We start from the raw sequence: 12619 nt of genomic DNA, 5'->3' as shown, positions 1-12619 counted from the left end.
ATTGAGCTCATATGTAACTTATGTGTCTCTTATAGGGTTCAGTTTTTTTGCCGCTATATTATAAAGGCACTAAACTTTGTGTTCTTTGTGACTTGGTGGTTAATCTTTTCTCTCCTGTCATTAATATTGATTTTTTTACAATAAATTACCCTTTAGGGTTATACATTGAGTAGACCGATTAATCGACTCCAAACCCAAAACGCCCTACGCTAAACTCAACCAATTGTTAAAGCCTGTTAAATAACAAAATTTAACAATTCATCGCAATACATTCGTATATCATTATTAATTATTTGCGATGAATTTTAAAATACTCAGCTTATCAGTTTTTTCTATTATGTTAGTCGGCTTTTCGGTTAAAGCACAAGATGTAGAAGAGAATATCCGTATGGTGCAACCATTTAAGGCCGATGGCGTATCGAACGAGTGGAACGAGCCGCTTAACCAATACAATGATGCCACCAAACTGGCCTTTGCGCTGGCCAACGACGACAAAAACCTGTACATTATTATCGAATCGTTAGATCCGCAAACCACTTTTAGTGTACTAAGAGGAGGAATTACATTGAATATCAATACTGAAGGCAAGAAAAAAGATGGTATGAAATTAACTTTTCCTTTAATGGAAAGACCTCCCATGCCGAAAGAAGGAGAGGAGCACCGTGAACATACTCCTTTATCGCCAGATGGGACTACACCAGATCCCGTAATGATGAATAAAAGCATTCGAGTCTCAGGCTTTAAAAATATTGCTGATGGTGAGCTGCCAGCAATAAATCAGGACGGTATTGAAACTGGAATGAGCATTCATCCGAATAGAGATCTTATTTACGAATTAAGCATTCCGTTAGCACAATTACAGGTAGGATTAGACCTTAAAAAGCCATTGGTGTACAATATCAAAATTAATGAGCCGAATAAATCTGGTTTTAAAAGAGAAGCTAGACCTGAAGGTGCAAACGGTAGTAAAGGCAGATCGGGCGGTAGAGGTGGAATGGGAGGCAGGGGTATGGGCGGTGGTGGCCGTGGCGGTATGGGTGGTGGAAGAATGGTCGGAGGAGGTCAACGACCACCAGAAGGCGGAGAATCTGCAGCCAAATCTTCTGATTTCTGGATCAAGTATAAGTTGGTAAAGACCTAAGTAAAATATATGAAGTACGTCATCTCGACTGAAGCGCAGCGAAATGGAGAGATCTTTAGATATAGATTTCTCGGCTTCGTTGCTCTTCGCTCGAAATGACGAATACCTTAATATTCCCTGGCCATTAACTGATCTGTAAGCGTTAAAAGATTCGCTTTGCGCTCATCGCTTACATTAATCTGCGCAAATACAGCTAAAGCTTTGTTGAGGTAATTGTTCATGCTTTCTTTAGCAATATCCTGAATATCCAAAGTATCGTATACCTGGCGCACAGTATCTACTTTTTCCTGCACATTAAATTCTTTATAGCCTGTCCAGGTATCTAATGATGCCCTGGTTTCTCCATCGGCAAGTTCGAAGGCTTTTAATAGCAGAAAGGTCTTTTTATTGGCTATAATATCGCCACCAACCTGTTTTCCGAATTTTTCAGGATCAGCATAAACGTCTAAAATATCATCCTGTAACTGAAAAGCAATGCCGATATTTTCGCCAAACTGATAAATTAAGTCTGCATCTTTTTCTGAAGCACCAGCGATAATGGCTCCAAGTTTTAAAGCACCACCCAAAAGGACTGCCGTTTTTAACCTGATCATGTTGATGTATTCTTCAATACTCACATCATCACGGCCTTCAAATTCCATATCCAATTGCTGACCTTCGCAAACGCCTTGTGCCGTAGCATTAAAGGCATTCAACACCGGACCTAGAAAAGCCGGATTCACCTTCGCAAGGTTTTTATTTGCTTCCACCATCATCACATCACCACTTAAAATGGCAATATTGGTGCTCCATTTTTCGTGTACGGTGGCTTTCCCTCTACGGAGTGGTGCATTGTCCATAATGTCGTCATGAACAAGTGTAAAATTATGAAAGATTTCAATGGCCATAGCGGCGTGAACAGATTCGTTTGCATCTCCACCAAACAACTCTGTCGCCATTAAAACCAATAGTGGTCTTACCCGTTTCCCACCCAGATTAATGATATAAGTAATCGGATCGTAAAGCTGTTTAGGATGATCCGGAAACTTTAAATTTTGTATTGCAGTATCTAAAATTTGTTGTAATTGTTCTGTAGTATGCATTGTAATTATTGCGTAAACACTGTGTTTAAGGCACAATTTTAAATTTTAATCTGGAATTAAGGTGAAATCGATTTGACGTTTAGAAAGATCTACTTTTTTCACCCTGATCATCACTTCATCTCCCAGCTGGTATTTTTTCTTTTTGCGTTGGCCTACAATACAGTAGTTTTTCTCATCAAGCACATAAAAATCGTCTGATATGTCCCTTAAACGGATCATGCCTTCACATTTGTTTTCTTCTATCTCAACATACATACCCCATTCGGTAACACCAGAAATAATGCCTTTATATTCCGTACCGATATTGTTTTCTAAGTATTCGGCCTGTTTGTATTTAATAGAAGCACGTTCAGCATCTGCAGCTCTTTTCTCCATTGCCGAAGAATGTACAGAGGCCACTTCGTAAAATTCCATATCAGCAGATTTACCTCCATCTAAGTAAGTCTGTAAAAGCCTGTGCGCCATTACATCCGGATAACGGCGGATAGGGGAAGTAAAGTGAGTGTAATATTCAAAAGCCAAACCATAATGACTGGTTTTTTTAGTAGAATAAATCGCTTTTGCCATAGATCTGATGGCCAGCGAAGTTAGGATATTCTGTTCTTTCTTGCCTTCTACATCAGCCATTAAATTGTTTAGTGATTTGGCAATTTCTTTATCGGATTTGGTGTTGATTTTATAACCGAAACGTGAAGCAAAGGTTGCGAAAGTATTCAGGGTTTCCATGTTTGGCGAATCGTGCACACGATAAACAAAAGTCAGTTTGTCTTTTCCTTTAGTTTTCTTGGCTATAAACTCGGCAACTTTACGGTTGGCCAAAAGCATGTAATCTTCAATCAGTTTATGCGCATCTTTACGCTCTTTTACATAAACACCAATTGGTTTGCCAGCTTCATCCAGTTTGAATTTAACTTCGGTACTTTCGAAACTGATGGCCCCGTTTTTAAATTTACGGTCGCGAAGGATATAAGCCAACTCATTTAGTTTCAATATTTCTTGTGCATAATCACCTTCTTTATTTTCAATTACTTCCTGCGCTTCCTCGTAACTAAATCTTCTGTCGGAGTGGATTACCGTTCTGCCATACCATTCTGATTGAATATTGGCCTGCTCATCCAGTTCGAAAACAGCCGAAAAACATAATTTATCTTCATGTGGACGTAATGAACATACACCATTACTCAAACGCTCTGGCAGCATCGGGATCACACGATCTACCAAATAAACTGAGGTGGCACGGCTGTAAGCTTCTTTATCGAGATCGGTTCCCTGAATTACATAATGTGAAACATCGGCAATATGAACACCAATTTCGTGGTTTCCGTTAGGCAGCTTTTGATAAGAGATGGCATCATCGAAATCTTTCGCATCTGCCGGATCTATGGTAAAGGTTAATACCTTTCTAAAATCTTTTCTTTTGGCAATTTCTGCTGCAGGAATTTCTTCAGGAATGGCATTGGCTTCGCGTTCTACCTGAGGGGGGAATTCTAAAGGAAAACCATACTGTGCTAAAATAGCATTCATTTCGGTATTGTTCTCGCCTTGGTTACCCAGTACATGTTTAACAATCCCGATTGGATTTTTTGCGCTTTCAGGCCAATCTGATAGGGTTACTAATACACGCTGACCATTTTTGGCTTCGTGGGTATCGGCCAGAGGCACAAAAATATCGTGCATCATTTTTTTATCATCAGCAATTACAAATGCAAAACGATCTGATATCTTGATTACACCTGTAAAATCTGACTTTGCCCTTTTAATGATTTCGACAACTTCACCATCGTTTTTACGACCGCTTTTCTTTGCAAAAACATAAGCCTTTACGGTATCACCATGCAATGCATTTTTAAGTTTCCGCGGAGCTACAAAAACATCTTTCTCAAATTCATCTTCCGGAACAATATAAGCTGAACCATCGGCAGTCATATCAACCGTACCGATAATAAAGTTCTGCAGTTCTTTAAGTTTAAATTTACCTTTTTCTGGTTCTAAGAAAATGCCAGTACTTTTCCCTTCTTTTAAGATCTCAAGAATGGTTTCTCTCGATTCTTGATCGTTCAAATTTAATTTGGCCGAAACCTGCTTGTAATTAAGCAGCTGATTATTGTTTTTTTCAAAAACATCACTAACCAATTGATTCAGAACTAATTTTATATTTGCCGATTTTTTCTTTGCCATATGCTAAACTGAATTTACCGAAGATACAGAAAAGATGCTCAGGATGGAAAATATAGGGGATAATATGTAAAAGGCATGATGATTTTAGTTCATTGGTTCATCGGCCATTGGTTCATCGGTAAAGCAAATCGGCTACTTGCTGGTTTTTAATAGCTCACTGTTGATAGGCCAAGATGGGTTAGCGAAAATTGCTATTGACTATCTACGATTAACCACGAATAAAATAAATAATATTCAAGATTAAACCTTATTTCTAACCCTCATTCCATCTTATGGACTATGGACTATGGACTATGGACTACGGACTAACCTGATCTCCACGTAAGTAATTTTCTTCCGCTCTGCGGTATAGCTCAAGTGGATGTTGCCGTTTCTATCCTGAATAATGGCCGGATAGCTGTATTCGCCTTTGCTATGGCTTTCGAGTGTGTAAATATCCTGCCAGTTTTCACCATCGGTTGATATGGCCAGTTTTAATACTGATCTGCCTTCCCACCAGTTTTTACCTGCTGTTAACGGATTGTAAACCAGTAATTGCCGACCATCTTTCAGGGTTACGGCATCGCTACCAGAATTTGGATTAGGCAATTGGGTAGCCTTAAGTTTTGACCAGGTTTCGCCATTATTTTCCGACCAGCTTTCTACAATCACATTTTGCCTGCTTCTGCATAATAACTGTAACCTGCCGTTTGGATAGGTTAAAATAGATGGTTGGATTACACCAAAAGTATCACAGTTGATATTGATCTTTTTCCAGTTTTTACCTTCCGCATCTGATTTTTCAATGTGGATGGCCCATGTTTTTTCATCTAAACTTTCTGTACTTGAGGGATATAGAATTGTTCCATTTGGTAATTGGATAGGTTTGTTTTTAATTGGCCCTAGAAAATCTTTAGGCAATTTCTGTGCTTTAGACCATGTTTTTCCATTGTTAACAGATGTTTTATATTCTGCCCACCAGGTTCTTGGATTTGGACCAACCTTATAATGTAAAAATAACGTGCCGTTTTTTGTTTTAAAAAGCACAGGATTCCAGCAGGCAAATCTGCTGGTATCGTTTATTATTCCATCTGCAATTTCGATCGGTAAACTCCATTGCGTGCCGGTTTTTATTGATGACCAGATTACTACGTCTTTATTGCCTTCATGTTTACCGCCAAACCAGGCAGCCATTATTTTTCCTTTACCCAAATCAACCAGGGTTGAGGCATGACAGGCCTCGAATGGCGCCTTTTCAAAAATAGTAGTCGACTGAATGATTTCTACTTTTTGTGCATAAATGTTTAAAGAAAGAAAAATCAGTGTAAAAGTAATTGAAAGATTTCTAAGCATTTTTTATTATTGGTGTCCTGGAATGGCCTCGATCAGTTTTTGGGTGTAAGCTGCTTTTGGCGCATAAAATATCTGCTCGGGAAAACCCTCTTCTTCAATTTTTCCTTTATTCATCACTAAGATACGGTCTGAAATATGCTTTACAACCGCCAGATCATGAGAAATGAAAATATAGGTAAGTCCGAATTCGCGTTGGAGATCTTTGATGAGATTTAAAACCTGCGCCTGAACAGAAACATCTAAAGCAGATACCGATTCGTCACAGATGATAAATTTAGGTTGTAAAGCTAAAGCCCTTGCGATCACTACACGCTGCCTTTGTCCGCCACTAAATTCATGCGGATATCGGTTAAAATGTTCTTCTTTTAAACCTACTTTATCAAGCAATTCCAGTACTTTTTGTTTACGCTCGCTATCGTTATGGTATAATTTATGCACTTGCAGTGGTTCTAAAATCGATTGACCGATACTTAATTTCGGATTTAATGAAGCGTAGGGATCCTGAAAAATAATCTGAACATCTTTCCTTAACTTCCGTAAGGCTTTTTTGTCGATGTGTGTAATGTTTTCTCCATTAAAAATGATTTCACCAGAAGTAGGCTGTATCAACCGTAAAATGGTACGGCCAAGAGTGGTTTTACCACAACCCGATTCGCCAACCAGACCTAAGGTTTCACCAGGAAAAACCTCAAAATTCAACTGGTCAACAGCTTTAACATAATCAGTCGTTTTACCGAAAAGACCATTATGGATAGGATACCAGGTACACAGATCTTTAATCTGAAGTAAGGGTTTCTGGGTATAAAGTTCCGCTCTCCGTATGGCTATTTCTGCTGTTGTTAGTTGGTTTGAAGCCTGTAAATGTGCTGAAGCATCATCAATTTTTCCGGTAAGGAAATCGGCCACTACCGGTAATTTTTTTAATTGTAGACTAGGTGAGGGACGACAGGCAAGCAAACCTTTGGTGTACGGATGTTGTGGATTTTCAAAAATAGATTTTGCAGGACCTTGCTCTACAATTTCGCCTTTATACATCACAGCAACTTCATCGGCAATTTCATTTACTACACCTAAATCGTGCGAAATAAAGATCATTGCCATATTCCGTTCCTGTTTCAATTTTAACAGGAGCTGTAGAATTGTTTTCTGAACGGTTACATCTAATGCCGTTGTGGGTTCATCGGCTATTAACAGTTTCGGATCGCAGCTTAAGGCCATGGCAATCATTACCCTTTGCTTTTGCCCCCCTGATATTTGATGTGGGTAACTATCAAATATTTTTTCTGGTCGGGGTAATTGCACTTCATTAAATAACGCAATGGTATGTTTTCTGGCTTCCGCTTTATCTACTTCCCTATGCAACATAATGGCTTCTGCCACTTGGTATCCGCAGGTAAAAACGGGGTTGAGCGAAGTCATTGGTTCCTGAAAAATCATTGAGATCTGGTTTCCCCTGATCTGGCGGATTTCGTTCGAGCTGAGGTTGAGCAGGCTAATGTCTTCAAAATCTATTTCACCGGTAATTTTTGCGGCACGTTCATCATGCAAGCGCATAATGGAGAAAGAGGTAACTGATTTTCCAGAACCAGATTCGCCAACAATACCTAAAACGGTTCCTTTTTTCACATTAAAACTGATCTGTTTTACAGCTTTAAACCAGGTTTTCTCATCTTGGTTATAAAAATCGATATTTAGATTTTCTACGTTTAGCATCAAATTTTTGAAATAATAAGCTCATTTGAACCTGTTTCCAAACTGTCATAATCGCCTAAATGATAGTGACAACCAATTGGGGTTTCATCTTGTGCTAAGGAAAGTAGCTGTTTCGCAAGAGAAATGAGTCCTGCTTTATTAGCATGAATTTGGATTTGATTTTCAATAATATCTGTTTTAAGAATAAACCCATCTACCCAGCTAGATTGCAATCCTACCTCATTGTTATATTTTGGAATTTCCAGTTTTACTTCGACCATCATTTAGGTTACAATTGTAATGTTTTCTGCTGGAATTATATCCATACCTTTAAATTTTAACAGAACCTGGGCGGTAGTAATTACATCTTTCTGGCAATAGGTAACAATTCTATCGAGATTTTTTTCTTCATAATAAACTTGCCTTACCTGCGCACCATTGATATCGTCTTTAGGTGTAGGAATATCTAAGATAGCAGCCAACAGGTTTAAAGAAGTAAAATGTTTGTAATCGCCGAATTTCCAGAGTTCCATCGTGTCAATATGGTTTATTTCCCAGGGTTTTTTGCCCGAAAGCTGCAATTGAGCTGGAATTTCTATGCCATTAACCAATAATCTGCGACAGATATAAGGGAAATCAAACTCTTTTCCATTGTGTGCACAAAACATTAAGGTGGGCATTTGTTTACTCAATAACGCAGAAAATTGTAGCAGCATTTCTTTTTCATCATGGCCAAAAATAGATTTAATGCGTAAAGAGCAGGATTTGCCCTGAACATTAAATATTCCCATGCTAATGCAGATTATCTTGCCAAATTCGGCCATAATACCTGCTTTTTCATAAAATTCTTCAGGACTTTGATCAGAACTTCGCTGATAATGTGTTTTCTGCTCCCAAAGTTCCTGGAAATGCGGGGGGACATCCTGAAAAGATGGATATTGAGGTACAGTTTCGATATCGATAACCATTACCTGATTGAGATCTAACGCCTTTAACATAAATAGATAGTTTTCAGTTAACAATTTACAATTTTCAATTCAAAATCTTCTATGCAAACAATTAAACATTACAACTTAAATTTTATAAGTTTGGATTATGGCGAAAAGTAAATTTGAGCAATCTTTGGAAGATGGTGCTCACCAACAGCTTCAAAGTTTAATAGGTACCTGGAATGGGATAACCAAAACCTGGTTCGAAAAGGATGTGCTTGCAGATGAATCTCCAGCTGAAGCAAAAATTACTTCTATTTTAGGCAACCGTTTTATTTCTCTTGATTACCAGGGAAGTTTAGAAGGAAAAGCTTTTGAAGGCAAAATGATTATCGGTTTTGATATTCCTTACCAAAGATTTACAACAAGTTGGATAGATAGTTTTCACATGGGCACGCAGATTATGCTTTCGAGCGGTGAGGCTACAACAAAAGGTTTTTCTGTTTTTGGCGAATATGGCAATCCGGAATATGGCGAGCAGCTTTGGGGCTGGAGAACAGCGCTTGAAATAATTAACGAAAATGAAATCGTATTAACGGCCTACAATGTTTCGCCGGAAGGGGAAGAAGCTAAAGCTACCGAAACGATTTATAGAAGAAAATAAACTTAGAAGAGTCGTCATTCCCAACTTGATTGGGAATGACGTACCAAAAGAACTAAAATAAGCTAGGCGAAGCCTGATTGGCCATTACCGGGATTTTTAAATCAGTTCCTAGAGCTTTATTCAGCTTTTCTGTAAAATAGGCAGAAAATAACGGAGAGGAAAGTTCTACATTCTGGTGAACAAAGAAATACAAGTTTTGCAAACCCTGTTCTTTCCAGCTTACAATTCTTTCAATCCAATCGTCTAAGCGTTTTTTATCTATGTCATCATCGTTTGCGCCAACAAAACGCACAAAGGCGGTGGGCGAAGTTAAACGCATGTGCAGCATATCTCTTCTGCCTGCAGTATCAACAATGATATTGGCTACACCATTTTCCTGAAATAATTGTGCAAATTCGTTGGCAATGGCCGGATTTGAAAACCATTCTTCATTTCTCACTTCAACACCCAAAGGAATTACTTTTGGGAATTCGCTGATTACAATTTTTAGCCTTTCAAAATCTTTAGGTTTAAAGTTATCGTGCAATTGAAGAAAAGCCATTCCTAATTTATCTTCGAAATTACTGATGGCATCGCAATACTGTTCTACAGGTTCTTTAACGTTGATCAACCTTTTAAAGTGACTGATGGTATTGGTGAGTTTTGGAAAAAACTTAAAATCTGCAGGTGTTTTTTGTGTCCAGGTGATTACCTGTTCACGGCTTGGCATACCATAAAATGTGGCATTAAGCTCAATAGAATTAAATTGAGTAGAATAGTAAGTCAATTCATCCTTAGTCCCTTTTGGATAAAAGCCCTTTAAATCGGCCTTATTCCATTTGGCGCAACCTACGTATGCTTGGAAAGATTGTTTAGGTTTATTTGCTGCTAAAATTGCTGCTGTTTCAGGCGCATCAGCAGGAAGCGTATAATCTATAATGGTTGGGTCGTCTACTTGGCCGAATTTCATGTTGGTCTTTTTTATTTCAAATCAAATATATTGAAATGTCCAGCTAATAATCTGTCTTTTTTAATTTCTTTAAAAGATATAATGTAAAGATAATATGGGAAAGTAGCGTAAGTGATATCAAATAGAGCAATTCGTTAATTAGACTGCTATAGGCAATGATATCTATACTTAATCTGTTTTCAAAGTGTTTTATCAACAGATAACCTATATAATAAAAAAGATTAATAGAAAAAACGTAGGCGAAAAATAGCCAGCTTTTTATAAGCTTACGAAATCTAATTAAGTAAAATAGAGGTAGGATTATATTTAAACAGACAACTATTAATTGTTTTAAATTTGGAACGGAAATTACAGAGTGCCAACCGGGAATAATTGAAGTGAAAAAATCACTTGAATACATTAATACTACGAATGCCAAGCAGGATATTAAGATAATTAGAATGATTTTTATAAATATTTTCATCGACCCAAAATTCCCAAATTATTCGTAGATGTAGTCATCCCTGAGTTGTTTTATCGCTAAGTTAATAAAGAAAATTGTAAAGAATTTATCATATGCTGTCGTCACCCTGATCTGATAGCTATCGGATTTATTTCAGGGCCTATCTTGAATAAATGATGGTTAAATAAATTACCAATCGTAGGATGTAAAATTAGTCTTCAGTTTCAGTTGGATAAAGTTCAAAAATAATAGTGAAAGAAATCTTTAAACTCAATTAAAAGATCTCTCCTCCGAAGGAGTTCCTTTGGAACACTCCGGTCGAGATGACAATGCCTCAAAGCTTGTAGCCACTAATCCAATGTTTTGCTTTCAGCAGGATTCACTTTAGTTTAAACAAAAGAAATAAGTTTTCTCCAATGGTTAAAAACGTAAAAAGCGCCAAGTATAAACCTGGCGCTCTTTGCGAAAAACTTTGTGTTCTTTGCGGTTAAACTTAGTAACCCAGAATCTTCAATACCTGCTTGCTATTTTGTTCTTCTCCAAAAACTTCGAAATTGAAACTTTCATCACGGTTTCTGCGGATCAAAACATGTTTCGGGCTTGGCAATAAACAGTGGTGAATACCACCATAACCGCTCAATACTTCCTGGTAAGCACCAGTATGGAAGAAACCTAAATATTGCACTTTACGCGTTTTCGGCATAAATACACTGTTCATGTGTGCCTCCTGGTTATAATAATCCTGCCCATCGCAGGTAATGCCGCCTAAGTTAACCCGCTCATATTCAGCGTCCCAATTATTAATTGGCAATAAAATGTATTTTTGATTCAATGCCCAAACATCAGGTAAATTGGTAATAAAAGAACCATCCAGCATTAACCAACGCTCACGATCATTCTGTTGTTTACGGCCCAATACTTTATATAAAATACCAGAAGCCTCTGCAACCGTATATTTACCAAATTCGGTAATAATATCTGGTTCCATTACGTCGTGGATGGCGCAGATTTCTTTAATCCTTTTTACAATTTCGTTTACCATGTATTCGTAATCGAAATCGAAAACCAACGAATCTTTAAATGGCATACCACCACCAATATCCAGGGTATCTAAATCAGGATTGATTTTTTTGAATTTACAATACAATGTTACGTATTTCTCTAACTCGTTCCAATAATATGGCGAATCGGTAATACCAGAGTTAATAAAAAAGTGTAATAATTTAACCCTGAAATTAGGGTTGTGAACGATTTTATTGTTGTAAAAATCAATAATGTCTTCCATACGCACCCCTAAACGCGAAGTATAGAACTGCGAATCTGGCTGCTCCTCAGCTGCAATACGGATACCTAAGTTACAAGGTGTATCAATATCAACCTCATCATCAAAAAGATTAAACTCTTCTTTGTTGTCTAAAACAGGGATAATATTGGTATAACCATCATGCAACATATCAATGATATATTGTTTGTACTGGTAGGTTTTAAAGCCGTTGCAGATAATGGTGGTATCTTTCGTTAACACGCCTTTTTTCTCCAGCGCATCAACCATCGGCATATCAAAAGCCGAAGAAGTTTCCAGGTGGATGTTGTTTTTTAAAGCTTCTTCTACAATATGCTTAAAATGCGAGCTTTTTGTACAGTAGCAATATTTGTAATCGCCACGATAATTGTTCTTTAAAATAGCGGTTTGGAAAAGAATCTTTGCCTGCTGGATCTTCTTGCTTACCATTGGTAAGTACGTGAAACGTAGGGGAGTACCGTAAGTTTCGATCATTTCCATCAGGTTTAAATCCTGAAAATATAATTCATCATCTATAACATCGAAACCCTCTTGAGGGAAACCAACACTTAGATCAAGAAATTCTGAGTAACTCTGCATTTACTTTTAAATAATTTTTGCAAAAATGTAATTTTAAATCGAGAATTAAACGGTATTGAAAATATTTTTACTGTAAGGAAACGCTTAGCCTGATTTACTATCTGGTCTTAGCCTCTCGCTAAGACTTTCTGATAAATTGTTTAAAAGACGAAATAAGATTAATGTTTAACTCATAATTTGAAAAGCAAGTTCCTACCGATCAGGTTTAGTTGGCAAGGACGGTACTGCTATTTGGGGATTGATAGCTAATGCATCTGTCAGATGGATTTTCCGTGTGCTCCGAGCCTCCGTGGCAAAAATACAATGGTTCGTGGAGACACGAACCACG

At 37.6% G+C, this 12619-nt stretch carries 10 protein-coding genes; 2 read left to right on the top strand and 8 right to left on the bottom strand.

What is annotated here, in order from left to right:
* Positions 1 to 298: 298 nt before the first annotated feature.
* Positions 299 to 1141, top strand: a complete 843-nt coding sequence (locus LQ201_RS22815; protein ID WP_230145996.1) for a hypothetical protein — start codon at positions 299 to 301, stop codon at positions 1139 to 1141.
* A gap of 107 nt (positions 1142 to 1248) precedes the next feature.
* On the opposite strand, the gene LQ201_RS22810 is transcribed toward LQ201_RS22815, so the two are convergent.
* The 6 genes from LQ201_RS22810 to LQ201_RS22785 form a co-directional block, all read right to left on the bottom strand.
* Positions 1249 to 2223 (bottom strand): polyprenyl synthetase family protein, encoded by a 975-nt coding sequence (locus LQ201_RS22810; RefSeq protein ID WP_230145995.1) that lies wholly within the window; start codon positions 2221 to 2223, stop codon positions 1249 to 1251.
* A gap of 45 nt (positions 2224 to 2268) precedes the next feature.
* Entirely contained in the window at positions 2269 to 4401 is a 2133-nt protein-coding gene (rnr, locus tag LQ201_RS22805; protein WP_230145994.1) for a ribonuclease R, read from the bottom strand.
* 291 nt (positions 4402 to 4692) lie between these two features.
* The gene (locus LQ201_RS22800) at positions 4693 to 5733 is read right to left on the bottom strand and encodes an exo-alpha-sialidase (protein WP_230145993.1); all 1041 of its coding nucleotides are present in this window, start codon (positions 5731 to 5733) and stop codon (positions 4693 to 4695) included.
* Between the two features lie 6 nt (positions 5734 to 5739).
* Positions 5740 to 7446 carry an ABC transporter ATP-binding protein gene (locus tag LQ201_RS22795; RefSeq protein ID WP_230145992.1) on the bottom strand — a complete coding sequence of 569 codons (1707 nt, stop codon included), beginning with the start codon at positions 7444 to 7446 and terminating at the stop codon, positions 5740 to 5742.
* The gene (locus tag LQ201_RS22790; protein WP_230145991.1) at positions 7446 to 7709 is read right to left on the bottom strand and encodes a hypothetical protein; all 264 of its coding nucleotides are present in this window, start codon (positions 7707 to 7709) and stop codon (positions 7446 to 7448) included. The genes LQ201_RS22795 and LQ201_RS22790 overlap by 1 nt, the downstream gene beginning before the upstream one ends.
* On the bottom strand, positions 7710 to 8423 hold the full coding sequence (locus LQ201_RS22785; RefSeq protein WP_230145990.1) for a 3'-5' exonuclease: 714 nt from the start codon (positions 8421 to 8423) through the stop codon (positions 7710 to 7712).
* Positions 8424 to 8520: 97 nt separating this feature from the next.
* On the opposite strand from LQ201_RS22785, the gene LQ201_RS22780 reads away from it, so the two are divergent.
* The gene (locus tag LQ201_RS22780) at positions 8521 to 9018 is read left to right on the top strand and encodes a DUF1579 domain-containing protein (RefSeq protein ID WP_230145989.1); all 498 of its coding nucleotides are present in this window, start codon (positions 8521 to 8523) and stop codon (positions 9016 to 9018) included.
* 52 nt (positions 9019 to 9070) lie between these two features.
* Here LQ201_RS22780 and LQ201_RS22775 read toward each other — a convergent pair whose 3' ends face one another.
* Both LQ201_RS22775 and LQ201_RS22770 read right to left on the bottom strand, forming a co-directional pair.
* Positions 9071 to 9967, bottom strand: coding sequence for a DUF72 domain-containing protein (locus LQ201_RS22775; protein WP_230145988.1), 897 nt, complete (start codon positions 9965 to 9967; stop codon positions 9071 to 9073).
* Positions 9968 to 10902: 935 nt separating this feature from the next.
* Entirely contained in the window at positions 10903 to 12291 is a 1389-nt protein-coding gene (locus LQ201_RS22770) for an arginine decarboxylase (protein WP_029277861.1), read from the bottom strand.
* Positions 12292 to 12619 lie beyond the last annotated feature (328 nt).

The organism is Pedobacter sp. Bi126 (assembly GCF_918698245.1).
Taxonomy (GTDB): Bacteria; Bacteroidota; Bacteroidia; order Sphingobacteriales; family Sphingobacteriaceae; genus Pedobacter.
This window is presented reverse-complemented; position numbering and strand designations above follow the sequence as displayed.